Source organism: Candidatus Nitrotoga arctica (assembly GCF_918378365.1).
GTDB lineage: Bacteria > Pseudomonadota > Gammaproteobacteria > Burkholderiales > Gallionellaceae > Nitrotoga > Nitrotoga arctica.
In genome coordinates, this window is the sequence record NZ_OU912926.1 from 745250 (window position 1) to 770583 (window position 25334).

Annotated in this window: 23 protein-coding genes; 16 read left to right on the plus strand and 7 right to left on the minus strand. The window is 48.4% G+C overall.

Annotated features, from left to right (window positions below; genetic code table 11):
• Positions 1-81: 81 nt before the first annotated feature.
• Both dsbD and MKZ32_RS03465 read left to right on the plus strand, forming a co-directional pair.
• Positions 82-1923 (plus strand): protein-disulfide reductase DsbD, encoded by a 1842-nt coding sequence (dsbD, locus tag MKZ32_RS03460; RefSeq protein ID WP_239795986.1) that lies wholly within the window; start codon positions 82-84, stop codon positions 1921-1923.
• A gap of 134 nt (positions 1924-2057) precedes the next feature.
• Complete coding sequence (locus MKZ32_RS03465) at positions 2058-2372, plus strand: hypothetical protein (protein ID WP_239795987.1); 315 nt, start codon at positions 2058-2060, stop codon at positions 2370-2372.
• 375 nt (positions 2373-2747) lie between these two features.
• Here MKZ32_RS03465 and MKZ32_RS03470 read toward each other — a convergent pair whose 3' ends face one another.
• From MKZ32_RS03470 to gpmI, 4 genes are read right to left on the minus strand one after another with little or no spacing between them, the layout of a single operon-like run.
• Positions 2748-3497, minus strand: coding sequence for a HesA/MoeB/ThiF family protein (locus tag MKZ32_RS03470; protein WP_239795988.1), 750 nt, complete (start codon positions 3495-3497; stop codon positions 2748-2750).
• 31 nt (positions 3498-3528) lie between these two features.
• The gene (locus tag MKZ32_RS03475; protein ID WP_239795989.1) at positions 3529-4941 is read right to left on the minus strand and encodes a S41 family peptidase; all 1413 of its coding nucleotides are present in this window, start codon (positions 4939-4941) and stop codon (positions 3529-3531) included.
• Between the two features lie 50 nt (positions 4942-4991).
• Positions 4992-6164, minus strand: coding sequence for a murein hydrolase activator EnvC family protein (locus tag MKZ32_RS03480; RefSeq protein WP_239795990.1), 1173 nt, complete (start codon positions 6162-6164; stop codon positions 4992-4994).
• Positions 6161-7699 (minus strand): 2,3-bisphosphoglycerate-independent phosphoglycerate mutase, encoded by a 1539-nt coding sequence (gpmI, locus tag MKZ32_RS03485; RefSeq protein WP_239795991.1) that lies wholly within the window; start codon positions 7697-7699, stop codon positions 6161-6163. The genes MKZ32_RS03480 and gpmI overlap by 4 nt, the downstream gene beginning before the upstream one ends.
• A 391-nt stretch (positions 7700-8090) precedes the next feature.
• Here gpmI and MKZ32_RS03490 point away from each other — a divergent pair, with 391 nt between their 5' ends.
• From MKZ32_RS03490 to MKZ32_RS03550, 13 genes are all read left to right on the plus strand, one after another.
• Positions 8091-9800 carry a CHASE2 domain-containing protein gene (locus MKZ32_RS03490; protein WP_239795992.1) on the plus strand — a complete coding sequence of 570 codons (1710 nt, stop codon included), beginning with the start codon at positions 8091-8093 and terminating at the stop codon, positions 9798-9800.
• The gene (locus tag MKZ32_RS03495; RefSeq protein ID WP_239795993.1) at positions 9797-10303 is read left to right on the plus strand and encodes an SH3 domain-containing protein; all 507 of its coding nucleotides are present in this window, start codon (positions 9797-9799) and stop codon (positions 10301-10303) included. The genes MKZ32_RS03490 and MKZ32_RS03495 overlap by 4 nt, the downstream gene beginning before the upstream one ends.
• A gap of 12 nt (positions 10304-10315) precedes the next feature.
• Positions 10316-11182: a M48 family metalloprotease gene (locus MKZ32_RS03500; RefSeq protein WP_239795994.1), complete on the plus strand. Its 867-nt coding sequence runs from the start codon at positions 10316-10318 to the stop codon at positions 11180-11182.
• A gap of 61 nt (positions 11183-11243) precedes the next feature.
• Positions 11244-12995, plus strand: a complete 1752-nt coding sequence (locus tag MKZ32_RS03505; protein WP_239795995.1) for a PglL family O-oligosaccharyltransferase — start codon at positions 11244-11246, stop codon at positions 12993-12995.
• Complete coding sequence (locus tag MKZ32_RS03510) at positions 12976-13386, plus strand: rhodanese-like domain-containing protein (protein WP_239795996.1); 411 nt, start codon at positions 12976-12978, stop codon at positions 13384-13386. The genes MKZ32_RS03505 and MKZ32_RS03510 overlap by 20 nt, the downstream gene beginning before the upstream one ends.
• Positions 13387-13388: 2 nt before the next feature.
• The gene (locus tag MKZ32_RS03515) at positions 13389-13646 is read left to right on the plus strand and encodes a glutaredoxin domain-containing protein (protein ID WP_173055794.1); all 258 of its coding nucleotides are present in this window, start codon (positions 13389-13391) and stop codon (positions 13644-13646) included.
• 23 nt (positions 13647-13669) lie between these two features.
• Positions 13670-14152 carry a protein-export chaperone SecB gene (gene secB, locus MKZ32_RS03520; protein WP_239795997.1) on the plus strand — a complete coding sequence of 161 codons (483 nt, stop codon included), beginning with the start codon at positions 13670-13672 and terminating at the stop codon, positions 14150-14152.
• Between the two features lie 2 nt (positions 14153-14154).
• Positions 14155-14601: an SH3 domain-containing protein gene (locus MKZ32_RS03525; protein WP_239795998.1), complete on the plus strand. Its 447-nt coding sequence runs from the start codon at positions 14155-14157 to the stop codon at positions 14599-14601.
• Between the two features lie 15 nt (positions 14602-14616).
• Positions 14617-15621: an NAD(P)H-dependent glycerol-3-phosphate dehydrogenase gene (locus tag MKZ32_RS03530; protein ID WP_239795999.1), complete on the plus strand. Its 1005-nt coding sequence runs from the start codon at positions 14617-14619 to the stop codon at positions 15619-15621.
• A gap of 358 nt (positions 15622-15979) precedes the next feature.
• Entirely contained in the window at positions 15980-16975 is a 996-nt protein-coding gene (locus MKZ32_RS03535; protein ID WP_239796000.1) for a DUF3617 domain-containing protein, read from the plus strand.
• Positions 16976-16978: 3 nt separating this feature from the next.
• On the plus strand, positions 16979-17776 hold the full coding sequence (locus MKZ32_RS03540) for a D-alanyl-D-alanine carboxypeptidase family protein (protein WP_239796001.1): 798 nt from the start codon (positions 16979-16981) through the stop codon (positions 17774-17776).
• Positions 17703-19109: a tetratricopeptide repeat protein gene (locus tag MKZ32_RS03545; protein WP_239796002.1), complete on the plus strand. Its 1407-nt coding sequence runs from the start codon at positions 17703-17705 to the stop codon at positions 19107-19109. The genes MKZ32_RS03540 and MKZ32_RS03545 overlap by 74 nt, the downstream gene beginning before the upstream one ends.
• Before the next feature lie 264 nt (positions 19110-19373).
• Positions 19374-21209 carry an NACHT domain-containing protein gene (locus tag MKZ32_RS03550; protein ID WP_239796003.1) on the plus strand — a complete coding sequence of 612 codons (1836 nt, stop codon included), beginning with the start codon at positions 19374-19376 and terminating at the stop codon, positions 21207-21209.
• 162 nt (positions 21210-21371) lie between these two features.
• On the opposite strand, the gene MKZ32_RS03555 is transcribed toward MKZ32_RS03550, so the two are convergent.
• Complete coding sequence (locus tag MKZ32_RS03555) at positions 21372-22295, minus strand: IS4 family transposase (protein WP_239796004.1); 924 nt, start codon at positions 22293-22295, stop codon at positions 21372-21374.
• A gap of 18 nt (positions 22296-22313) precedes the next feature.
• On the minus strand, positions 22314-22622 hold the full coding sequence (locus MKZ32_RS03560; RefSeq protein WP_239796005.1) for a hypothetical protein: 309 nt from the start codon (positions 22620-22622) through the stop codon (positions 22314-22316).
• Between the two features lie 113 nt (positions 22623-22735).
• Between MKZ32_RS03560 and MKZ32_RS03565 the strand changes: the two genes are divergently transcribed.
• Entirely contained in the window at positions 22736-24223 is a 1488-nt protein-coding gene (locus tag MKZ32_RS03565; RefSeq protein ID WP_239796006.1) for a hypothetical protein, read from the plus strand.
• Between the two features lie 27 nt (positions 24224-24250).
• On the opposite strand, the gene MKZ32_RS03570 is transcribed toward MKZ32_RS03565, so the two are convergent.
• Positions 24251-25291, minus strand: a complete 1041-nt coding sequence (locus MKZ32_RS03570) for an IS630 family transposase (protein WP_239796007.1) — start codon at positions 25289-25291, stop codon at positions 24251-24253.
• Positions 25292-25334: the final 43 nt, after the last annotated feature.

Genomic DNA, 25334 nt, shown 5'->3' on the forward strand with positions numbered 1-25334 from the left:
TAGAGCCCTCTATTTTCATTGAGGCATTTTGTTCGTCAAATTACTGACTTACAGGTAACATCCACAAAGGTTTTGAAAGCGATGCGTCTCTTACTGTTGATATTGTTGTGCTTGGTTCCGTTATCCTACGCGGAAAGTTTTCTGGATCGCTTGCCGCTACTGGGTGGCGCGAAGCAAACTGTCATCTTGCATCCGGATAAGGCCTTCGGGCTGGAAGTCAGCGTGCGCGATGCATCCACCCTGCTTGCCAATTTCAAGATCACGCCCGGCTACTATTTATATCGTGACAAGGTTACCTTCACTATATCGGGCGATTCCGCAAAAATTGCGGGCGTAAAAATTACGAATGTGTCTATGCCAAAAGGGGAAATGAAGTCTGACCTCAATTTCGGTGACATGACAGTATTTCATCAGCCCTTCCAAGCGGTGATTACGCTGGAACGCAATAACAATACGGCTCAGGATATTACGCTGGCAGCCAGTTATCAGGGGTGCAAAGAAAACGATCTGTGCTATGCGCCGATAGATAAGCAGTTCAGCATCATGCTACCCAAGGCAAGTCTCGCAACAACAACGCCACAGATGCAAACTTCGCCGCAGGCGGCGCAAGGTGTTGCAATGCCTGATGATTCTGAAAGTACGCAGCTTGCCAACCTATTCAAGCAAGGTGGCTTTTGGCTGATCGTGACATTTTTCTTTGGTGCCGGGCTGCTGCTTGCTTTCACTCCTTGCATGCTGCCGATGATCCCCATTCTTTCTGGCATCATCGTTGGTCGCAGCTCACACCCCACCAAAATGCACGGCTTCCTCTTGTCGCTTGCCTACGTGCTCGGCATGGCATTAACCTATGCAGCGATTGGCGTGGCCGCCGGTCTGTCTGGTACGCTATTGTCCAGCGCGCTGCAAACGCCTTGGGCGCTGGGTAGCTTTGCTGCCGTGTTCGTGTTGCTGTCTTTATCGATGTTCGGCTTTTACGAGCTACAACTTCCTGCCGCTCTGCAAAGCAAATTGACCAATACCAGTAACCGCCTGCATGGCGGCCATCTGAGTGGTGTGTTCGTGATGGGTGCGCTATCTGCCGTTATCGTCAGTCCATGCGTCGCCGCGCCCATGGCGGCTGCTCTGTTGTATATCGGGCAGACGCATGACGCCTGGCTAGGCGGAACAGCGTTGTTCGCACTCGCAATGGGCATGGGCTTGCCATTGTTATTAATCGGCGCCTCAGCTGGTGCGCTATTGCCCAAGGCGGGTGCATGGATGGAAGCGGTCAAGCGCTTCTTTGGCGTGTTAATGCTAGCACTCGCGATCTGGCTCATTTCAACGCTGATCCCGTTGAGCATACAGATGTTGTTGTGGGCGGCGCTGCTAGTGCTTTCTGCCATTTATATGCACGCGCTGGATGCGCTGCCAAACAATGCCTCAGGTTGGCAGAAATTATGGAAAGGCATCGGTATTCTTGCGCTTCTGCTTGGTAGTGCCTACTTGATCGGTGCACTCTCCGGCGCACGCGACATCCTGCGTCCGCTGGCAGCACTGGGTAATGGCCAGGCGGAAGCGGCCTCGACTCTGCAATTTGTGCGGATAAAGAATGTGGCTGAACTGGATGCCCGAATTGCACAGGCGAATGGCAAGACTGTGATGCTGGATTTCTACGCAGACTGGTGCATATCGTGCAAGGAGATGGAGCGTTATACGTTCACCGATGCTAAGGTTCAGGCTAAACTAAAAAATGCTGTATTGCTACAAATCGACGTCACTGCCAATAGCGACGAAGATAAAGCACTGCTAAAACGTTTTGAGTTATTCGGTCCGCCCGCTATTCTATTTTTTGATGCACAAGGGCGCGAGCAGGATGTCCGCCGTATAATAGGGTATCAGAATGCGGGACAGTTTCTTCAATCGCTGAACTCTGTGGGGCTATGATTTTTAGATTATTGATTTCTATAGAATGGTGAGTTAAAGTAATTCGAAGTGTAAAATGCTAATGTTTCTACATGATTCCTGGATGCCGTTTGCTTAACACTGTTACTTAACATTTAATTTTTAAAGGATGCATTATGGCTGTAATAACCGAAAAAGAACTGACAGAATTACTGATTGGCATCGTTAATACTCAAGTCGCAATCATCCATGCATTAAAAGACCAAAAGGACTACCACGCAGTAACAAAAGTAGTAGGTAGCGTTGGCGTTGTTGCAGGGATAGAGGATGAAGGTACGACTGGTGGTCAAGATCCTGTGCGCCCACCGATGACTTTATCCACACTTCCGGCACATTTAGTTCTTAGAGCGCTGTCAGCTCGTGGTTCATTTCCACAGAATATGGAACAGCTTGCTCATCAAGAAATCGGCAAACTTTTTAATAAGTCATAACCGTCATTTTGGGTTTCTGCATTGTTGGCAATTCGAATAGATGCTTTTTAAAAATTAACTAATTAAATATTTAAAATAATCATTTAACCATCGAAACTGTTTTTTCTTCCTATAGCGTCACGCAATATAGATTTTGTGTAATTATTTATCCGGGATGGCAATTTTTCTATGCCAGCCCGGATAGATTATGGATCTAACGTAGCCATGTCGCTTTGTCTGTAAAATCCGGCAAAAATTATAGGATTCACGTTTTAGTCTCTAGGAACTGAAAAACGCTTCCTTACCCGCAATGAAAAATAAAAATATAGGGAACTTGTCAAAAACTCAGGCAGGCTATTTTCTATAAAAATAGGGGGTTTCTGTTAGACGCTATATTTATGGCGTGCCGCAAATTAGACAAGCTGGATCTTTTTTCAACTTAACGGTGCGCAGTTCCATATGCAGTAAATCTGTTACCAGCAATCTGCTACACAGTAGCGTGCCTATTCCCATCAATAGTTTGAGTGCCTCAGCGGCTTGCATGCTACCGATAATGCCGACTAGTGGGGCAAACACCCCCATTACCGCGCAACGTGTTTCTAAAGCATCAGATTGTTCTGGATACAGGCAGTGATAGCAAGGGCTGTGAGGATGGCGCATATCAAACACGGCTACTTGACCGTCAAAGCGGGTAGCCGCGCCGGATACAAAAGGCTTTTTTAATTGTACGCAAACTTGGTTAAGCGCATAGCGCGTGGCGAAGTTATCGCTGCAATCCAGTACTACATCGGCTTGGTCAATTAGCTCAAATAAACGTGTTTGATCTGCGCGTTCATTCAGGGCTATGACGCGAACATCGGGATTGATTTCAGCGAGCAAGGTACGGGCAGAATCTACCTTAGCTATTCCGATGCTGGAAGTGCGGTGTACGATTTGGCGTTGCAGATTGGTCAGGTCTACAGTGTCACCGTCGCACAGAGTCAGGGTGCCAACGCCGCTAGAGGCAAGGTACATGGCAGCGGGAGAACCTAGTCCGCCAGCACCTATTATCAGTGCGTGCGCATCCCGTAATTTCTGTTGCCCTTCGATGCCAATGTCAGGCAACAGGATGTGGCGGCTATAGCGCAGTAACTGTTCGTCATTCATGCGATATGGAAGAGGAGTTATTGTTACTCGCTTACTTCCCTTGCAATATATTAATACCCTTTAACAAATTTATAGCTTGATGTAACTGGTAGTCTTCTTTTGATCCGAACTCGAGCATTTTTGGTTTTGTTGCATCACCTTCCTCGCGTTTGGTCGGTGACTTAGCTGGCGTAGCCGGAACTGCGGGCTTTACGGTGACGCCTACCTTCACATCAACAACCTCCTGACTGTTGCTCAAGTGACGTTCCAAATCGGCCTCGCGCATGCGGAAAGTTTGATCTTCGACCGTTGCCGGATCTTCCACTACGATATCAGGGACGATACCCTTGGCTTGGATAGAGCGGCCGCCAGGCGTGAAATAACGCGCAGTGGTGAGCTTGATTGCGGTATTGTTGCCTAGCGGCAGAACTGACTGTACTGAGCCTTTGCCGAAGGTTTGGGTGCCCATGATGACAGCGCGTTTATGATCTTGCAACGCACCTGCGACGATTTCTGAAGCGGAGGCAGAGCCGCCATTCACCAGCACTATCATCGGCACTGTTTTGACTGCCGCAGGCAGATTTTTCAGGTAATCTTTCTCGTTGTTGCGCAGATAGTCATTAGGAACGGCGGTCAGGCGCATCTTGGCATCTGAGTTACGCCCTTCGGTATATACCACTAGAGCGTCTTTGGGCAGGAAGGCGGCAGATGCTGCTACTGAACTATTGAGCAAGCCACCTGGATCGTTACGTAGATCCAATACCAAGCCTTTCATAGTGCCTTGGTTCTGTTTGAACAGGTTGTTAAGCGCAGTGGCGAGGTTCTCGCCAGTGTGTTCCTGAAATTGGGTGATGCGAATAAAAGCATAGCCAGGTTCGACCAGCTTGGATTTTACACTTTGCACTTTAATAATGGCGCGAGTTAAAGTAAAGGTCAACGGCTTGGGCGCGTCCTTGCGAATCACGGTTAAGATAATTTTGCTGCCTGGCTTGCCGCGCATGCGCTTAACTGCATCACCTAGCGTCAGGCTCTTCACCATCACGTCGTCGAGTTTGATGATCAGATCGCCGCTCTTCATGCCTGCATGATAGGCAGGGGAATCTTCAATTGGCGAAATAACTTTCACCAGTCCGTCTTCCATCCCTACCTCAATGCCTAAACCACCAAATTCGCCCTGTGTGCCGATTTGTAGTTCTTTGAACGCATCGGCATCCAGGTAGGCGGAGTGCGGATCCAGGCCGGTCAGCATGCCGGTGATGGCTTCGGTGATAAGTTTTTTGTCGGTGACCGGTTCTACATAGTCACTCTTGATGCGGCCAAACACCTCTGAGAAGGCACGCAGCTCTTCAATCGGTAACGGCTCAGCGCTGTCCTTATCCGCGATGGCAGAGAATTGCAGGCTGATCAACACACCTGCGATCAGCCCTAGTCCGATTAATCCAGTTTTTTCAATACGACTACGCATGTCTGACCTCTAAAGTTGTTTTGTTGCAACATGATTCTTCATGAGTAATTTCATCGGGCTATCCACTTTATAGGGTCTAGAGGCTCGCCCCTGTGGCGCAGCTCAAAGTATACACCGGAATCTTCATTTCCGCCGCTGTTGCCAACGGCCGCTACGGTGTCGCCCCCGCGCAGAATGTCGCCTACTTGCTTGTATAGCGTTTCATTATTGCCATACAAGCTCATGTAGCCTTTGCCATGATCAATGATCAATAAGTTCCCGAAGCCGCGTAACCAATCGGCAAATACCACACGTCCGGCCGCTACCGATTTTACTGGCTGACCGTTTGCTGCGCGCAATAGTAAACCTCTCCAAAGTACGGTACTGTCTGGACGTGCGCTGCCGAATTTATTGACCACCTCACCCATTACGGGCAGCGTCAGCTTGCCTTTAAGTTGCTCGAACGGCTTGCCGTCGAAGCGATTATCAGGCAATTTATCATTGTTGAATACCCCTTTGCCTTTTTTCTGCGTCAACATTTTGGAGAGCTTGGCCACCAGTTGCGACAAGCGGTTTTCGTCGCGTTGTAGGCGACCGATTTCGTGGCGTTGTTGTTTGAGTTGCTGGGCGAACTGATTGATTACTTGCTGACGCGCAAGCTTGTCTTTTTCCAATATTTTCTGCTGCGCATTTTCTTCTGCTTGCAGCGCCGCAATTTCCCCGCTCTTTTGTTGAGTGAGTTGGACGACCTCGTTCAGCTGCGCAAGATTTACGCGTAACATATTGAGCCAAGTCGAACGGCTGCGCGCGATATATTCGTAATAGCGCATTTCACGTGCGGTTTGATCGGGGTCATGATTGTTGAGCAACAGCTTGAAGTATTCTTGTTTGCCGCCCAAATATTGCTGGTAGAGCAGCTTGCTGAGCATGGCCTGCTGACTCTGCATATCCCTTTCTATTTGCTGCCCTTGCTGTCGCAGTTTCTCCAAGGTGTGGTCTGCAGCACGGTGTTGCGATGACAACTCAGCGAGCTTACGCTTGCTATTACTGATAGTGCGTTCTGATTCACGAAGCTCGTCTGCTGCTTCGGATTGAGATTCAGTGGTTTTTTCCAATTCCTTCTGCAACACAGAGATGTGTTTGCGCAGGTTATCCAGTTCTTCCTGCTGTAAGGCATGAGTGCTGTTTATGCCTGCCACCAAGCAGATACACAGCAATAACGCGTGGCGGATCAGTACGGTCACTGGATTGAGATAAGCGGCTGACCTGTCATTTCAGGCGGTTGTGGCAGACCCATCATGGCGAGCAAGGTTGGGGTAACATCCTGAAGCGAGCCACTGTCAGCTATATGCGCCTTACGGCCGACATACAACAATGGGACCAAGTTAAGTGTATGTGCGGTATGTGCTTGTTGCGTGGTGCGATCCAGCATTTGTTCGGCATTGCCGTGATCAGCGGTAATTAGCACCTCACCGCCATATTCCAGCATGGTGTTTACTACCCGTCCGATACATACATCCAAGACTTCAATGGCCTTGACTGCTGCTTCCATAATGCCGCTATGGCCGACCATGTCGCCGTTGGCATAATTACAGATCATGGCTTGATACTGCCCACTACGAATGGCCGCTTCCAGTTTGTCAGTGACCTCAAAAGCACTCATTTCTGGTTTGAGGTCGTAGGTTGCCACTTTGGGAGATGGCACCAGGATACGATCTTCGCCGGGATAAGGTTGTTCCTTGCCGCCATTGAAGAAATAGGTGACATGTGCATACTTCTCCGTTTCTGCGATACGTAATTGTTTCAGCCCCAAGCCGGAAAGGTACTCGCCAAAACAATTGTGGATAGTTGTGGGCATGAATGCAGCTGGGAGATGGAAGTCCTCACCGTAGTTGCTTAGTGTGACAAAGCTCGCCAGCTTGGGAAAATATGCACGCGTAAAGCCGTCAAACGTCGGATCGGTCAGTGCGCGGGTTAATTGACGCGCGCGGTCCGCGCGGTAGTTCATGAACACCACGACATCTCCATCTTGCATGATAACGGGTGATTCGGTGGGCGAGGTGATGATAGTTGCTTTAACGAACTCGTCATTTTCTCCGCGTGCATAGGCTTGCTGCAATCCATCCTGAGCATCAGATGAGCGGAACTCAGCCTTGCCTTGAGTCAATAAGTCGTAGGCTTCCTGTACTCGCTCCCAGCGGTTATCCCGGTCCATTGCATAATAGCGGCCGATAATGGAAGCAATACGTCCAACGCCCAAGGCGACAAATTTTTCCTGTAGCTGCTGTAGTGAATGCGCGGCGCTTCTCGGCGGTGTGTCACGACCATCGAGAAAGGCATGGATAAATATTTTGCGCAGTCCAGCGCGCGCTGCCAGTTCCAGCATGGCGTGGATATGATCTTCGTGACTATGCACCCCGCCGGGCGACAGCAGCCCCATGATATGTAGCGCAGTGTTGTGCTGCTTGGCATGTTCAATCGCTTGCATGAACGCCGGATTGCTGTAGAAGCTTCCGTCCTGAATGGCTGCATCCACCCGTGAGAGTTCCTGATACACCACGCGACCCGAGCCGATATTGAGATGGCCAACTTCAGAGTTACCCATCTGGCCTTGGGGAAGTCCTACTGATAATTCAGACGTACTAATTAGCGTGTGTGGATAATCACGCCATAGCCTGTCCCAGTTCGGTTTGTACGCGTGGGCGATAGCATTGTGGTCAGTTTCTTCACTGTGGCCGAAGCCGTCGAGGATTAGTAAGAGGACAGGGGTGATTTTCATACCGGACTTTGGGGAAGTTTAAATATTAATTGGTTACTGATTGAAGGATATCATTTTAGCTGATTTCTGGACTGTCAGGCTTCTGAGCATCGCACAATGCCAAATTAAAAAATAAAAGAATAATGGTAAAAAAATTTTTGAAAAATTAAATAACTACTAGGGTGACGATATTTTGCCAGCCTAGTTAAATTATTGTATTGGCGGCCCGCCCTCTCAGCTGACAGGAATGATTCGCGATGTATTTTGATCGGCGGGTTTCATGCGTGTATTCGGAGGGTAGTATTTTGAAGTGTGACGACATATAGTCTGTCACCTTACATAAGTGGAGCCATATGCACCATTACAAAATGCGTAAAACAGTGCGATATAGTATCAATATGGGGTTTTCGCAATGAATCTTAATATTTATTTCACTAATCGGTTGCGTTTGGCTTACTCCAAATCCTCCGCACTGCTCGCCAAGTTTTGGCAAAAAAAATTCTATCTTTATCTTGCAGCACTGTTCACGTTGTTTGCCGTGCTGGATACCGTGCAATTGCATATCATTTCTGGTATGCGTCAGCAGGCTTTCGATGCGATGGTGCGCTACCGTATCATTGTGCCCAAGCCTGATAGCAATATTGTAATCGTGGACATCAATGAGGCCAGCCTTGCCGCTATGGCCAAGGACTACGGGCGTTGGCCTTGGCCGCGCCAAGTGCTGGGGGAGTTTATCGAGCAGGTCGAAAAGCAGCAACCTAAAGCAATAATATTCGACATTTTGTTCAGCGATGCGGACATATACAATCCTGACAGCGATGCTTATTTCGACTCCGCTGTTGCTGCCACCAACAATACTTATTTCCCCTTGCTGCGTCTTGATCCGTCAAGCGATCCCTTGAGCCTGGTGAAGCCCGCCATGATTCCTGGTGTTGTGCCATTATTCAATGATGCTCAGCCGGAAGCCACCGTCGCTGTGGTACTACCACAGTTCCCGGCAGCACTTAAAAGTGGGCGTCTTGGATTGCATAATATCTATCCCGACGCGGATGGCATTGTGCGCCAGTATATTGTTTACCGCGACGATTATGGATGGAAACTGCCGTCATTGCCAGCGCGAGTGGCGCGTGATTTCGGCTGGTCTGAGCCTGCTGCACAAAGCGTTCTGCTCAATTGGCGCGGCCCGCCATTCTCTTATAAATATGTCAGTTTCCACGACGTGTTCATGGACGGGGGCAGTAAGGAAAAAAAGCGCCCGCAAGACGAATTCAAAAACAAAATCGTCATTATCGGCTCCACTGCGCCCAGTTTGTTCGACATTAAACCCACGCCTATGAGCAAAATGCACCCGGGCGTGGAAATTCTTGCTACCGCCATAGATAACTTTAAACATAATGATTACCTGCGTTTTCCTGAAGCACGCGTGGTTTATTTTTTGCTAACACTGTGCATTATTTGGGCCACAGCTTGGGGCTTTTATAACAACGTCGGGCGCAGCAAAATAGACGTATTATTTGGCGCGTCGCAATTTATATTGATGGGTATTTCTTATGCCAGTATTAATTTTGCCGATACTTATATCAACATCACTGGGCCGGTGACATTAGGGCTTATTTATTTTGCCATCGCACGTGTGTATTCTGCCGCCACTGGCAAGATGCTGGAACAAAGCATGGTGCGTTATTCCACCGAGCGTGAGGGTGAATTACATGCCACGTTGTTATTAATTCGCCTTGACGTAGCTCAAAATATACTGACCGATGCAATGATGGAAAAAATCCGCTACGGCCTTGAAAATACTGGAATTGAACAGAAAAGCGTGGAAGTGCTGAGGGGTTATCAAAAAGGCTTGTGGGATTTATTCGAAAAGACATTCACGATTTCCTGGATAGTGAATCAGGAAGATGCGAATGGCGCTGCACGGGTGACAGAGGATGTTGCAGCGGTGATCGCTGCGTTCCCGCAACTGTTAAGCAAATGTATAATTGCCCCTGACATTGCGGTTAGCTGGTTTGTACATCAAGGGAAAATTTCCGGGGGCAAAGAGGCGCGCGATTGTTGGCGCGTGATGTTTGCTGAAGCATTGCTGCGTTGGAATGAACAACAAGAGAAGGCACTATGAGTTCGATCAAGTTAGGAATTGTTCTAGTCGCTGTACTGGCTATGCCTGCATTTGCCGCTGAAACAGGAAGTGTGATCAGGGCCGATGGAATCAAGGTCGAGCCGTTCCGAGATGCTAAAACAATTGCTACGCTATCGGTGGGCGATAAAGTGGAAATTGTTAATAAAAATGGTGGCTGGCTACAAATAAAAAGCCCAAAGGGCAAGGGCTGGGTGCATATGTTGAATGTTCGCAAAGGCGATATGCGTAAGGATTCTAGTGATATAGGCGGACTCTTGGGCATGGCGTCGGGGCGTGCAGGAACAGGAAAAGTAGTTGCCACTACAGGTATCCGCGGACTCGACGAAGTAGAATTGCAATCCGCTAAATATAATGAGACCGAACTGAATCTGGTCGAGTCGTATGCCATAAACCGAGCTGAAGCCCAAGTGTTCGCCACTCAAGGGAAGCTTGTTGCGCGTAAATTCGATTACCTTCCTTCCCCAGATGTCTCCCCAGAATAAAGGATCGCTCTGATGAAAGCGATAATGAAATACTTGTTGGTTACGATATTGACGTTTCTTTGTAGTGCTGTTTGGAGCTTTGATTTCGAGGAGGAATTCAAGAAAGTTCTTAAGGATGGCGTGCAAAAAAAGATTGAAGAAAAATCTGACGCCGCAACAAGTAGTGCATTATTAGTGGTTGTCGGGATTTCGCAGGAAGAGGAAATTACAATAGGTCGACAAATTGCGGGCAACTTGCTGGGTGCATCCGCGCTTGTCAAAGATCAGAACTTGCAGATATATGTCAATAAGGTCGGGCGTTGGGTGGCAAATCAAAGCGAGCGTCCCGATTTGACTTGGCATTTCGGTGTGATTGAATCGAGCGATGTTAATGCTTTCGCCGCACCGGGAGGTTATATTTTCCTGACTCGCGGGCTGTATAGCTTATTGCAAAATGAGGCAGAACTGGCCGGGGTACTGGGGCACGAAATTGGCCATGTTATCCGCAAGCATCATTTAAAAATTTTACAGAAAAGCAGCCTGGTAGACTTGGGCGGAAAATTAATTTCCAAGCGGATCGGCGGCAATGACAAAGTACAGAAACTGATTGGTAACGGTGCGGAAATTGTGGCACGTTCGCTCGACAAAAACGCCGAGTTCGAGGCTGACCGCATCGCGGTGGTGCTTGCCGCGCGCGCCGGTTATGACGCCTTTGCTTTGCCCGAAGTGCTTCAGCAAATAGGTCATTTTTCCAAAGATGACGGCAGCGTGGCGCTGCTGTTCAAAACACATCCCCATCCAGATGACCGATTAGAAAAGTTGGGGCTTGTCATGAATGCGCGCTTAGAAGATGTAAAAGGGAAAACGCTGGAGACGCGATTTTATCGCATCAAACCTTAGCTCCGCTTTGTTTATATTCTGTTCGTTATGCCATCCATTAAATAGAGAATGAGGAGATCGTTTGCCCAGTATCGCCCACATTAGTCTGACATTTGTCGGGTTAATGTGGGTTTTGCCGTTTTTGTATTATTACCATGCCTATCCGCTCACTACGTTCTATCAGGAATGGAGTGCCGCTGTTCTTGGGCTATGTGCCATGCCTCTGCTGGTGACAAAACGTTATTGGCTACAACCGGAACTTCCGCTCATCGTTTTGTTGCCTATAGGGCTGCTGCTGGTAGGCATGATGCAGTTTGTGTTGGGCAGGGTGAGCTATTTTGATCAGATTTTGTTGCTCGCCCTGTACTTGCTATGGGCGGCGCTACTCATGATGCTCGGTCAACGCCTGCGCGAGGAATTGGGTTTGCCTACATTGGTGACAGCGCTGGCTTCATTCCTGCTGGTGGGGGCTGAACTCAATGCTGTGGCCGGCATATTGCAACATTATCGCTGGCATACTTTTTTGGATGCTGTGGTTACCGTCAAGATTTCCGTAGCTGTTTATGGCAATGTGGCTCAGCCCAACCATTTTGCCAATTACATTTCACTGGGGTTAATCTCATTGGGTTTGTTGCACGTGCGCAGCCTGCTACGCGCCCGGTATGTTGCGCTGTTGGTCATGCCACTACTATTCGTTTTGGTATTGAGCGGCTCGCGTAGCGTCTGGTTGTATTTACTGCTTATGGCGGGTATGGCCTGGTTGTGGCAGCGTAGCGATAAATCTTGTTTGCCCCTTTTGCGTTATACCTTGTTGCTGTTGCTGGGCTTCGGTTTGATGCATGGAGTGGTGCAAATTCCTTGGCTGGAAGGGGCGGCCGGCAGTATTACTACGATGCGGCGTCTGTTTGGTGAAGGGACTGGCGGCAGCATCCGGTTGTATTTGTGGCGAGAAGGATGGCAGATATTTACCCAGTTTCCTTTGCTGGGGGCGGGTTTTGGCCAGTTTGCATGGCAGCATTTTCAGCTCGGCCCGGTTTTGCAGAACACCAGCATTGTCGGTCTATATAATAATGCGCATTCATTGGTAATGCAGATTGCCGCAGAAATGGGCTTGGCTGGCTTGCTTATTCTATTAGGTATGCTGGCGATGTGGCTAATTCAATGTGGTCGTTCACAGCGTACCGTTTACCATTGGTGGGGATACGCCTTGCTTGGCGTGTTGGCAATACACAGCCTGTTGGAATATCCGTTATGGTATGCCTATTTTTTTGGGGTGGCGGCGCTTATTCTGGGCATGCTGGATACCACCATTTTTCGCTTGAAATTACGCGGTATGGGACGTCTGGCGCTGGCGGCCATACTGTTGCTGGGGGCGTTCTCTTTAGTGCACCTGTTGCAGAACTACCGTAATCTGGAAATGCTAAGGGAAGTGAGGCAGGCCGTAAGCAAAGACGGTTATTTTTGGCATGAGGATCTAATGGCGGCACATGTGCAAATCCCGTTACGCCCTTATTTTGATTTGTTCAGGAGTGGAAATATAAAGGTGGGCGCCGACGATCTCGCTGACAAGCGTATATTGAATGAGAGAGTGATGTCTTTTGCACCGATTAGTTTAGTGGTGTACCGCGAGGCACTTCTGATGGCAATGTCCGGTGAGCAGGCGGCGGCACAATTGCAGATGGAACGTGCTATCTGGTCATATCCCGATGATTTCCAGGCGATGCGTAAAGAGTTGAGTGCGTTGGCACAGAAAAGCCCCGAGAACTTCGCTGCTCTGCTAGAATTTGCCCTCCAAAAATACGAGGAGCGGCAGCATGCAGTTCATGCAAGATAATATCTGGATGATTTTAGTGGCGGTGAGTAGCGGTTTGCTGTTGTTATGGTCGTTTATTGGCAACAGCATACGGGGGGTAAAAGAAGTAAGTAGTGCTGCCGCCCTGCAACTGATCAACTACAAGAATGCATTGGTTCTGGATGTGCGCGAAGCGGGAGAATTTAATGCCGGGCATGTTCTGAATGCGAAACAAATTCCGTTGGGCAAGCTTGATGAGAGTATTGGAGAATTAGAACGCTATCGTACGCAACCCATCGTAGTGATGGACAGCAGTGGTCTACGCTCGTCTGCAGCATGTGTGTTGCTAAACAAGCATGGATTTGAGTTGGCGTATAATTTGGTGGGTGGCGTGTCGGCTTGGCAAAAGGCTGGCTTGCCATTGAAAAAATAGCGATGCCCAAGGTATTAATGTATTGCACCGCAGTATGTCCGTATTGCGTGCTGGCCGAGCGGCTGTTGCGCGCCCGAGGTGTAACGGAAATCGAAAAAATACGTGTGGATCTGCAACCGGAGCAGCGTCGGCTAATGATGGAAATTACCGGGTGTCGCACCGTGCCGCAAATTTACATAGGCACACGCCTTGTTGGTACCTACGATAACTTGGTGGCGTTGGAGCATAGTGGTGAATTAAGTCAGTTATTGAATAGTTAATTTAAAAATGAAGGATAAATATAATGAGTGAAGAAGCAGCATCTGAACAGCAACAACCCCTATTCAATATCGAGAAACTGTATGTGAAAGACCTGTCGCTGGAAAGCCCTAATGCGCCGAGTATTTTTTTGGAACGCGAAAATCCGAAAATTGACCTGCAATTAAATACTCAGAGCCATTTTATGGAAGAGGGTCTATATGAAGTAACCGTCACTGTTACAGTTACCGCCAAACTACCGGAAAAAGACAAAGTGATGTTTTTGATCGAAGCCAAACAGGCCGGTATTTTCCAAGTGCGCAATCTGCCCCCGGAAGAGCTGGAGTCGGTATTGGCGATCATCTGCCCTAATATTCTTTATCCCTATCTTCGGGAAGTGGTATCGAATATGGCGATTCACGCCGGGTTTACGCCCGTGTTGCTCAATCCGATCAATTTCGAAGCGTTGTACCAGCAGCAGAAACAGCAGCAAGCACAGGCACAGGCCGCAACGAATACCCAGCATTGAAAATGAAACTGTCTGTCACTTTAACCCTGTTTATTGCTTTAGTTACAGCAGCAGGTTCCGCGCGTGCGCTGGACTATGCGTCTGTCGCGGTCAGTTCCGCCATTCTTTATGATGCGCCCTCGCTTAAAGCAAAAAAAATCTTTGTGGTTAACCGTTACTTGCCGCTGGAGCAGGTGGTTAGCTTGGATGATTGGGTTAAAGTACGTGACAGTTCCGGTAGCTTGGCGTGGATAGAAAAACATGCCTTAAACAGCAAGCGTTTTGTGGCAGTGATAACACCACTTGCCACGGTGTATCAGTCGGCAGAGACGGATGCGCCGGTAGCGTTCAATACACGTCAGCAAGTAGCGCTGGAATGGTTAGAGAGTTCGGGCAATGGCTGGGTCAAAGTACGTCATCCGGATGGTATGACAGGCTTTGTGAGGGCGACCGAAGTGTGGGGCGATTAGCCGTCTCCGTATACGATGAACATTACTATACTCGGTGCTGGCGCATGGGGCAGCGCGCTGGCTATCAATTTGTCTGCGCGTCATTGTGTCACATTGTGGGCGTGCGACGCGGCGCAAATCGAAGCAATGCGTGCCACCGGCTACAATCAGCGTTATCTGCCGGAAATTTCATTGCCGCAGGAACTGAACCTTACTGCTGACTTGCATGCCGCATTCACGAGTGCGGAATTAATATTGGTTGCTGTGCCCATTGCTGCACTGCGCGCCACGCTACAGCAGATCGCGACAATTTCCCTACCAATCCCGGTAATCTGGGCATGCAAGGGATTCGAGGCGGGTACCACACAGCTACCGCATCAAGTGGCCGCAGAAATCTTACCGCAAAATTTTCCCCGCGGCGTGCTGTCCGGGCCGAGCTTCGCTTTGGAAGTGGCGCGCAGGCTTCCCACGGCCATGATTTTGGCATCTATGGATGGCAAATTTGCCAAGCAGGTGGCGCAATCCCTGCATCATTCGTCCTTGCGTATCTACTCGAGCACCGATGTGATGGGTGTAGAAGTGGGGGGTGCTGTCAAGAACGTGCTGGCCATTGCCGCTGGTATCGCCGAAGGCATGGGTTATGGGCAAAATGCACGTGCCGGGTTGATTACGCGCGGGCTGGCGGAAATGACAAGGTTGGGATTGAAAATGGGTGTGCGTGCGGAAACCTTGAGTGGGTTGTCTGGCGCCGGGGATTTGATTTTGACTTGCACTGGACACCTGTCTCGCAACCGACAGGTGGGCATTTTGCTGGCACAACAGCAGGCGTTGCCGGATATCCTGAGCCAACTGGGTCACGTGGCGGAGGGAGTCTATACCGTTCGTGAAGTGCATCACCTGGCGCAACGCCTGGGCGTATACATGCCGATTTGTGCGGCGGTTTACAGCGTATTATATGAGCAGGTTCCGGCAGCGAGCGCGGTCGAGGCCTTGCTCAATCGTGCGCCCAACTCCGAATTTAACTCACTGCTGTCCGGTTAAACGAAAGGGCGAATCGCTGAAAGCCATGATGGACTCAGAATTCCAAGCAATGAAGGGTGTTTCCGATTTGAACGGCGAAGAGCGGTTCTAGTAGTCTCCCAGTTTTTCTGCCGGAGGCTGCCAGGAATGAACATCGACAAAACGCTGTTTGCTCAACTCATGGACTTCCTTCCCTGGAAGACCTTTCTTGCACATAGAAAGAATATTCCCCGGAAAAGCTATGCGCTATAGTAAGCTTCCTTTAGCCGTTGTACTTCGAACTTGAACTCATAGGGTAAGTTGAGAGCGGGTAAAATTCAACGCGCAGCTAGGCTTAGATTTATAATCTTTCAGCAACCAATCAATTTATGGAACGATCATGAACAAATACTTTACCGCCATTCTAGTCATGATGATCAGTATGTTGGGTGCTGTGGCATATGCCGCACCTGGTGAATACTGGGAAATCTCTTCCAAGATGGAAATTCCTGGCATGCCTTTCGCGATGCCCGCCACTACGACGAAAGTGTGCCTAGCCAAAGGTGGGGAAAGCGATCCCAGAAAGACCTCTGGCGACAAGAACTGCCAGATGACTGACATCAAAACCGTCGGTAATAAAGTCTTGTGGAAAGCACGTTGCGACCATAATGGTGAGGTGATGACAGGCAGCGGCGAGCAAACTGCTACCCCCAACAGTTATGCAGGCAAGATGCAGCTATCAGGCAAATCAGGAGGTCAAGACTTTAACATGAACATGGCTTTCAGCGGCAAGCGCATTGGAGGAGCTTGTGATTCGGAAGAGATGCTTGTTAAAGCAAAAGCGCAAATGTGTGACACTTCAGCTTACGACAGCACGGCTGCCTGGATTGGCAGTGCTGATCACATCTTTTCCAACTGCGCCGATCAGCGCAAAAAATTGTGCGATATCGTGCGCAAGGATGTCTCCAAAGATGCGCAAACCTATGCCCTACTACTTCAGCATGATCAACAATCAAAAAGCGCTTCTATCGCCAAAGAGTGCAAGCTGGATATGGCTGCCACCACCAAGACGATTTGCAAGGGGCTCAACAGCAATAATTATCAGCAGCTATCTGCATACTGTCCGGCAGAAGCCAAGGTTTATCGCGAGGAAAAACGCCGCAAAGAATGCGAGGGCCGCAGCTATACTGGCAAGACCAGTGCTGAGAACATTCGATTATGCATGAGCGGCATGAAAGACGTTGTGGATGACAACAAGCCAAGTGAAGCGGATGCTTCCCATGACTTGAGCAAATCCTCTGCAAACAACCCAGTCAACGACAAGTCCTCTGCAAACAACCCAGTCAATGGTATGTTGGAAGGTGTCAAAAAATTGAAGGGTATGTTTGGCTTTTAAAGCATGAAGTATCTGGTCGGGCTGCTACTGTGGTGCCACATCATGGCTGCACAGGCGCAGCCCGATCCTTTTCCACAGGCCGCTAATGCCTATCTCGTCAAAGTGGATGGTGCATCTATTTGGGAACATCGTCCCAATGACCGCTTGCCGCCTGCCAGCCTGACCAAGTTGATGACCGCGTTGCTGGTTCTTGAACAAGGACAGTTACAAGAAGCGGCGTCGATCAGCCTGGCATCTACACTTGAAACGGGTTCGCGTATTGTGCTTAAAGCTGGCGAACGCTTCCGTGTGCAAGACCTGCTCGCCGCTACGATGATCGCGTCGTCCAATGATGCCTGCCATGCGCTGGCCGATCACTTGGGCGGAAGTGAAGCAGACTTTGTGGCTCGAATGAATCGCCGTGCAAAAGAGCTTGGTATGCGCGACACACATTTCACCAACGCCTGCGGGCACGATGCCACCCAACACTATTCCAGTGCACATGATCTTGCGCGGTTGGCGCATGAGTTGCTTAAACACCCCTCATTGTTCGAGATTACCTCGCAAAAAAACTTGCAGATTGCCACGTTAGACGGCAAGAAGCTTTACACGCTGGTAAACAAAAACGCGCTGATCGGTCGCTACGATGGCGCAATCGGCCTCAAGACGGGTTACACACCCAATGCCGGCAAGTGTCTCGTAGCCTTTGCCAAACGGAGTGGCCACGAGGTGCTGCTCGTGATGTTGCATGGCAAAGACCGTTGGTGGGATGCTGTGGACATCCTCGATCTCGCTTTCGATCATGCCCGCGCGGCTCCCTGAAACGCACTTCGGCGTACTACTGTGGCTCATGCTGGCGGTATCAATTTGCTACGCGAATGCACTTAACGGCACATTCCAGTTCGATGACTACAACGTTATCGTCAACAATCCGAGCGTACATTCTTGGGCAGGCTGGGCAGAAGGCTTGTCTATCGGCATCCGACCCCTGCTCAAGTTCAGTTACACACTCAACTGGACAATGGGCACGGGTGTAATCGATTTTCATCTCACCAACCTGCTGATCCATCTGACAAATGCTTACCTGGTCTATAGGTTAGCGCAGGCCTTTGTGCAGCAACAATGGCAACAGGATAAACTCCAGCAAGTTCCGATTTTCGTCGCATTGCTGTTCTCTGCTCACCCCGTCTATACCGAGGCCGTCACCTATATATGTGGTCGTTCCACCTCATTGATGACGCTGTTCTATCTGGCAGGGCTGCTCGCTTACATCAGCGGACGCACGCAGCAAAACAGCGTCAAAGTGTATGGGCTGACTCCGCTGCTCTTCGTCATTGCCCTGGGCGTCAAAGAAACCGCCGTGACGTTTCCGCTGGCGCTGTTGTTGTGGGAATATTCTTGTGGCGGTAAATGGAAACGTGCCCTGACGCCGCAATGGCCGAGCTGGCTAGTACTGATTCTGGGCGCACTCATTTTTCTGTTCAACGACAGCTACCTGTCGCATATGGAACGCAGTGCCCAGCTCAACTCCCTGCAAGGCAATATAGCAAATCAAATTGCTGCCTTTTCCTATCTGATGCGGCAATGGGCTTTACCGTTATGGCTGAACATTGATCCGGACCTGTTGCTGCAAAACGATTTTTCCGCCATTTTGCTGCCACTGGTCTTTTTCCTTGCGCTATTTGTGATCATGGTAGCCTGCTGGCGTGTACGCCCGTGGATCAGTTTCGCCTTGGCGTGGGCGATGTTGCAGCTAATCCCGTTGCATCTGTTTCTGCCGCGTATCGATATCGCCAACGACCGTCAGATGTATCTGGCCGGATGGCCACTATCTCTTGCTTTGTGTATCGAGCTGAGGTTGTGGACGGACGGAACGAGAACCCAGGCTTTTGTTGCGTTACTGTTGCTAGGCTTGGCTTCCCTTACCGTTCTGCGAAATCAGGATTACGCTAGCGAGATCCGCTTGTGGGAAGATACCGTGATGAAGTCGCCTGACAAGGCACGCGTACACAATAATCTTGGTTATGCTTACCTGCTAGCCCGCCGCAATGATGAAGCACGGCGGGAATTCACTACTGCACTGCAACTCGATCCGCGTCTCTACAAGGCGCGTTACAACCTTTTTCGGCTGGATAAAAAAGTCAACTTGAGATAGTCCGCGAACGTGTCGCTATTTGACATCCGGTCGACATCCCTTGTCGTGGGAAGAACAGCGCATGGGTATTTATTGGGTATCTCGCCACCTAAATTCGCTTACCAAGGTTGCACTTCAGAGTTGAATCCGCCCAGCATAAAGACGTGAGGTCCGCTAAGTTTTTCTTAATATGTTATCTCCACGGAAGCGGTAACGATACTCCAAACAAAAACCCGGGCACCAACGTACAATCTCCGACGTTAATAACAAGGTGAGAGAAAACTAATGAACACACTCGCAATTGCAGCATCCGTAGCGGCATTGACATTGCCCTTAAAAGACCTGTATGAAACGGGGAAGCACAAATTTCAAGAGCAATTAGCCAAATGGAATAATGCGAAAAATATCAAATCTCTAGTCTTAAAAGTCACAGCATACGAACAAGTTATGACGATTTGGCAACGTGAGAAAAAAGTTAAGCTCTCTAATTTTTATTATCCTTCGAAGGTTACTTTCAGTACGGGAGTTACTAAAGCAATAACAAGTCTCAGAGACCTTCCTCAGAAAGGTGCATTAGTCATACAAGGCACGGTCGGACAAGGGAAGTCCATATTTTTACGTTATCTTTGTATTCAAGAATTATCCAAATCTACTGGACGAATCCCTATATTTTTTGAATTAAGGAAATTAGATCAGGGTTTAGATATTGAAAAAGCACTTCTTAACACACTGGAATCTTTGGGGTTTGAAGTAACGGACGCTCTATTTGATCACTATGCTGCATCAGGGAAACTCGTAATTCTATTGGATGGGTTTGATGAAATAGAAGAAAGTCTGGTTAAGAATGCAATCACATCCTTAGAATCATGGGCAGTTCGTTATCCCCAAATGCAATTCATTATCACCTCTAGACCCGGAGGAGAAATTCAAAAATCTAGTTACTTCTCAATTATTCAGCTTGCTCCTTTAAATGCAGATGAACATAAAGCATTTTTAACTAAAATTGGAGTAAAAGGTCCAACCTTAAATCACCTTCTGGTTGCAATTGAAGCGAGTCCAATTGAAATTCGTGGATTGCTGACCACCCCACTTCTACTAACATTATTAGTACTAGTCTATCAAAGTGAAGGAGTCATCCCCAACGAACTTCCAGAATTTTTTAACTTATTGTTTACTACAGTTTTTGTCAGACACGACCGCACGAAGCCAGCATTTACCCGTAAGCATAAATCTGGGCTAAATGATAAAAAATTAGAACAATTTTTTGAGGCTTTTTGCTTTGCAGTAATGAAACAAAAATTTACTGTAAATTTAAAAAAAGAACAATTCCAATTGGCATTTGACGATGCCATAAAATTTTCAGGAAAAACTTGTGTAATTGATGGTTTTGTACACGACATAATAAAAGTAGCATGTTTGCTTCAAGAAGACGGTTTATATACAAGCTTTGTTCATAAAAGTTTGTTGGATTACTACCCGGCTGCATTTATAAAAAGCTGCACAGATGAACAATCAATCAAAATTTATAACGTTATTGCACCCTTATGGCGGCAATGGCAACACGTACTCGGCTTTCTTTCCTATATCGATAAATATCGATTTACAAAATATTTTGCAATACCTACTATTGAGACTTTTCTAGATTCATACGGTGTAGTTAATGGACAGGTAACATTAGAAAACGCAAACACATTTATTGAAAAAACTTTCACCACCGAAACGCATTTCAGTTATGTCCAAGAAGCAGAAACTAAAGAGTTCGTTCAGAAAACTTTTGGACAATTTTTTCCTCAAGAAATGTATTTTCTAAAAGATATACATTGGTGGGTACTTGAAATCCATTTGTTACACAAACTGCCCATGCTCGAATGTGCTTTCACTAAGACTGTAGAAGATGGTGAGGAACGATTTATAGTCTTTTGGAAAGATTTATTATTAAAGCCAAATATGCTAAACAAGCTGGAACAAAAAGCCATGAATTTATTGAATGAACTTAATTCATTCCTTAATGAATATAAAATATTTATTAAAGACGAAGCTGATAAAGCTGATTTGTTATCCCAGTTTGATAGTTTGATTTCAGCTAATACAGTTTCCAAAGGAAATATGTCTCTTATATAAGTATAGCGGGCTACTCTCGCTCTCTTGCGCCCGAGCAAGTTCGGCCGCAAGAGAGCGGCTAGCAGGAGCGATCATTCGGTGGTCACACCAAAGACAGCTTGCAGGGAGTGGGGGGCTGCGCCAAAAAATAAATAAATGGGGGTCAGACTCTGAGGTCTCCCCTCAAAGTTGCAGCGCAGGATGCTCATAACGCAACCGTTCAAGGGCTGCACCCAACTCGCGCGGCGGGAATGCCGCCATACCATGTTGTATAAGCTGCAATGCCAAAGTAATCACAGAGAGAACCGGGCGCGAACGTCGCGTGTTGCTTTGGAATCTGAACTCCAACTGTCGCGCTTTACCCACCTCGCCAATCAAGCGCAGTACAAACGAGGCAAGACATGCGACCAGCAGTAACACACCCAAACGATTTTTCTGTGTGGATCGGCTAGCGGAGAATCCCAATCCAAAACGCTCGCTTTTCAAATCGCGGAATGACTCCTCAATCTGCATCCGTTGGGCGTACACGGCCACGACAGCTTGAGCACTCAAGGGATTAAGTTTTGGGCTGACTGCCAACAGCCATGGTTCGCGTTGCGCGCGGGCATTCTTCAGGCTACGGCTCGAATGGTCCAGCTTACCCAGGCGACTCTTCTTATGGCGCTTTTGATTTGCGTGTTTGATCAACACCAGACGGCATGGCACAGGATGATTTCGCACATAGTTGAATTGACCGAGTGACCTCGCTTTTGCTGTAGCAAATGGATAAAGTGTTTTGCAGCCAGCCCACGTATCAACATCTGCCGGACTGACCATGTCGCGGTTACGAATACGACCGATCCAATACCAGCCCATGCGGTTGACCAATCTGAACCACGCGCCACGAAAACCGGCATCGGTAATCAGAATGGGTACACAACCTGTCGGCAGCATGGTGGCGAGTTGCGTAAGAAACGCCTGATGCACGCGCGGTGATGTTGCCTGCGATTGCGGGTACAACTGCTCATACAGGGTTATGCTACGGCCTTCAACAGCAATCGAAGCGCGCAACAATTGCCATTGTCGATCAGGCGTTAAATCCGACCAGTCGATGATGATCAGCGGCATAGATATTCCATTCAAGCACTACCGGACAAGTGCCTCGTACAACTTGGATATTTCAGTGTGCAGCAAGTCGTTGCCGAGCAGCCGGTCAATGCGTTTGATGTTGTGCTTGACGGCGACCGAGCCGATCAGCCCGCGCCCCATATCGCTTAACGTCAGCCGACTGCCCGTTACCACCGCCTCGACAGCAGCCAGTAGACTGGCTAAGCGTTTGCGTGTATTACTGCGAAGCTGGTGGAAAGAATGCGGTGTAAGATTGTGATCGCATGCATGGTGGGTTCTCCTTCGGAGTTTGGTCGCTACGAAAGAGAGAATAAACCTGCCATGCATGTGCCGTTTTGAAGCAGAGAGTACGCCCTACTTATTGAAATGCAACGGAACTTTTAAGGGAGACCTCAGAGTCTGACCCTATTGTTTCTCAACACGTAATTTAAGGGAAAAATATGATTCGCCTCACATGTTCTGCGGTAATTTTATGTGCGCTTACATTAACCATTCCTGGTTGTATAAATCCGAGTGAAATGATATTGCACACACTGCAACATCAGACATTGCAACAGCAGACACTGCAACAGCAGAAAATGATACAACAAGCATTGCAACAGGAAGATAAAAAGAAAGAACAACAGGAGAAAGCAACGGTGGAACTAGTTATGCTGGAAACGGCAAAGTTGCAATCTTTGCTTCGTACCTGTGAAATAAATGGGGAAATACTACTTCGCAAAGACGGTGAGCTGATGTCTCAATGCCAAGCTATTAAGCTATTTATAGGTAAATGGCAGGGTACGTTGAAGTTTCAGGATGAATTGACTATTAATTTAGATATCTTTGGCCTTAAAAACGCTACCAAAGATAAAGTTATCTTCACAGCGAAAGCTGTAGTAACCAGTAATAATCCGAATACGGTTTACCAGCAGACTGCACTTCTTCTCAGTGGCATCTACGACTTTTACTTCTACCCCAGTAACGGTTTCATTCGCGCTCACATTCACAATTTTGGATCTCGATCTACCGGGTCTTTTCTTTCGTATTTCAATATGGGGCTTGCTCGCATGGATGGGAAGAATTATCTGTCTGGACATGCGTCAGTGTCTGGAGGTACGAAGATCCCCAACGGTTATCAGGAATTTGAAACCGAAGCCGAAGTCAGACTAACGCATTCTGTCCACCAGATTGAACAAATACCCGCTATTAGAGCCGATACAATCCTTGATCGCGAAACACGTCAAACATTTATGCTTTCCAAACAAGGGATCGCTTACTGGTTTAAATATGTCGAAAATCTGATTGGCGACGACATTGAAAAGCGCCTCTATTTGGCAAATAGTTTATTCGATATGGCTGAGGGTGGAGGTTGCGACCAATGTTATCACGGTGCAATAAGAAACTACTTGATCGTTGAAGGCAAGGTGCCAAGTGCCAGAGTACAACTCAGAATAAGCAAAAGCTATGACGGATTGGGAAATGTCAGCCTTCAGAAAGAGGCAAAACGTTGGAGAGATATGGCAGCGCCTGTGATGGCACAAGCGCAGGCTATATGTATGTCGCGGCCAGCAGTGGGATTAGCTACCGAGCGCTTGGATGAAATGAATTACCAACCGAGGGATAAATCTTTTAATGATGGAAGCGTTCACGATCACGCTGAGACTATTTTAATACTACTGAGTAGGCATTGGAAGTTTTCGAGCATATCGCCAGCGGAAGTTAGCGTTTTGAACGAGCGGTTCGTTTGCAATTACACAATGAAACGTCCAGCTTGGGATTATGAGACTGGTGAACTATCTAGGCAACCTTTCACTCTTGAGCAGAATTTCGATTACCTTACTTTAGGGCTTACTATAGTTCCGGAAGGAAAGCAGCACTATACAGCCAGTTGGGATGACACGTCTTCTCCTTCTGTAGTTTTCGATTTGAGCAAAGAGCGAAGGTAGCACTGCTATTGATCCGGCACGAATTATTCATGAAGCCGCGTAGGCGACTTTTGGGTCGCGGAAATAACGGCGCACGCGTTCGGGGTTTTGCTCAAGCATGGTCATGTGATCAGTCGCAGCAGCTCTGAGTTTTGCCTTGGTGCGCACTGGCACCTTTGAAGTGATGACGTGCTTGAGATCTGCATTCAGTCTTTCTTCGGGGTTGAGTTCAGGGCTGTAGCTGGGCAAGTAGAACAACTCGATTTTCTGTGCGTTCTCGGCAGCCCAAGCCTTTACAGGTTTGCTGTGATGAACTCTCAAGTTGTCCAGTATCAGAAACACCTTGCGGTCTGTATCCTTGATGAGCGCCTCCAGAAATTCAATGAGCTTGTCGGAGTTAAATGCCTCATCAATAATCATCCAGCGCGTTTTACCCTGATTGGTTACCGTCGCAATCATCGATAGCTTGTGGCGCGTGCCGCCTACTGCGAACGTCACAGGTGTCTTGCCCACCGGCGCATAGCTCCTGCCTCTGACATCCGTGTTGACTAGCGCCGTCTCGTCGCCCCAGTGAATTTCCGCACCTTCTGTTTTTGCTCTGGCTTCAATGGCCGGATATTGTTCATCAAGCCAAGCCTGGACGGCTTCAGGCCGCTGCTCGTATGCTTTTTTAATGGGTTTTTGTGGTGTAAAACCCCAACGTGCCAAGTAGTTGCCTACTGCCCGAATAGACAGCTTGATACTGTGCGCCAGCTCAATGTGCTGGCGCACAGCGGGCCTGCTCCATAGCGCAAAATCCATCTTGAGTTGTTCGGGGCGTCTGTCGCAGATGGTTTGTTGAATCGCCAGCTCTTGGCTAACCGTCAAGCGACGTCCACTGCCAGGTTTTTTACCCCGAACGCCGGGCTTGAGTGCCCCCGAACCTTCAGCCTTATACAACCGCAGCGCCGTATTGACTGCCGTCCAGCTCAGTCCCGTTTGCACCACGATCTCCATCACCGCCACACCTTTGCGGTGCATACGAATGACTTGCTTGCGTCGTTCATGCAGTACTTCTCGCGACTGCTTGCGGGCATCTTCTTTTTCCATACTCCATAGACATCGAAAACCAATAAAAATTCATTTATAAATC

Excerpts from the sequence above, each read along its gene's own strand:
- MKZ32_RS03495 (WP_239795993.1), top strand. The coding sequence starts at position 9,797 with ATGAGTTCGATCAAGTTAGGAATTGTTCTAGTCGCTGTACTGGCTATG.
- MKZ32_RS03570 (WP_239796007.1), bottom strand. The coding sequence starts at position 25,291 with ATGGAAAAAGAAGATGCCCGCAAGCAGTCGCGAGAAGTACTGCATGAA.
- MKZ32_RS03545 (WP_239796002.1), top strand. The coding sequence starts at position 17,703 with ATGGCAAAGACCGTTGGTGGGATGCTGTGGACATCCTCGATCTCGCTT.
- MKZ32_RS03565 (WP_239796006.1), top strand. The coding sequence starts at position 22,736 with ATGATTCGCCTCACATGTTCTGCGGTAATTTTATGTGCGCTTACATTA.
- MKZ32_RS03540 (WP_239796001.1), top strand. The coding sequence starts at position 16,979 with ATGAAGTATCTGGTCGGGCTGCTACTGTGGTGCCACATCATGGCTGCA.
- MKZ32_RS03475 (WP_239795989.1), bottom strand. The coding sequence starts at position 4,941 with ATGCGTAGTCGTATTGAAAAAACTGGATTAATCGGACTAGGGCTGATC.
- MKZ32_RS03500 (WP_239795994.1), top strand. The coding sequence starts at position 10,316 with ATGAAAGCGATAATGAAATACTTGTTGGTTACGATATTGACGTTTCTT.
- dsbD (WP_239795986.1), top strand. The coding sequence starts at position 82 with ATGCGTCTCTTACTGTTGATATTGTTGTGCTTGGTTCCGTTATCCTAC.
- MKZ32_RS03560 (WP_239796005.1), bottom strand. The coding sequence starts at position 22,622 with ATGCATGGCAGGTTTATTCTCTCTTTCGTAGCGACCAAACTCCGAAGG.
- gpmI (WP_239795991.1), bottom strand. The coding sequence starts at position 7,699 with ATGAAAATCACCCCTGTCCTCTTACTAATCCTCGACGGCTTCGGCCAC.
- MKZ32_RS03510 (WP_239795996.1), top strand. The coding sequence starts at position 12,976 with ATGCAGTTCATGCAAGATAATATCTGGATGATTTTAGTGGCGGTGAGT.
- MKZ32_RS03525 (WP_239795998.1), top strand. The coding sequence starts at position 14,155 with ATGAAACTGTCTGTCACTTTAACCCTGTTTATTGCTTTAGTTACAGCA.
- secB (WP_239795997.1), top strand. The coding sequence starts at position 13,670 with ATGAGTGAAGAAGCAGCATCTGAACAGCAACAACCCCTATTCAATATC.
- MKZ32_RS03550 (WP_239796003.1), top strand. The coding sequence starts at position 19,374 with ATGAACACACTCGCAATTGCAGCATCCGTAGCGGCATTGACATTGCCC.
- MKZ32_RS03470 (WP_239795988.1), bottom strand. The coding sequence starts at position 3,497 with ATGAATGACGAACAGTTACTGCGCTATAGCCGCCACATCCTGTTGCCT.
- MKZ32_RS03515 (WP_173055794.1), top strand. The coding sequence starts at position 13,389 with ATGCCCAAGGTATTAATGTATTGCACCGCAGTATGTCCGTATTGCGTG.
- MKZ32_RS03490 (WP_239795992.1), top strand. The coding sequence starts at position 8,091 with ATGAATCTTAATATTTATTTCACTAATCGGTTGCGTTTGGCTTACTCC.
- MKZ32_RS03465 (WP_239795987.1), top strand. The coding sequence starts at position 2,058 with ATGGCTGTAATAACCGAAAAAGAACTGACAGAATTACTGATTGGCATC.
- MKZ32_RS03555 (WP_239796004.1), bottom strand. The coding sequence starts at position 22,295 with ATGCCGCTGATCATCATCGACTGGTCGGATTTAACGCCTGATCGACAA.
- MKZ32_RS03535 (WP_239796000.1), top strand. The coding sequence starts at position 15,980 with ATGAACAAATACTTTACCGCCATTCTAGTCATGATGATCAGTATGTTG.
- MKZ32_RS03530 (WP_239795999.1), top strand. The coding sequence starts at position 14,617 with ATGAACATTACTATACTCGGTGCTGGCGCATGGGGCAGCGCGCTGGCT.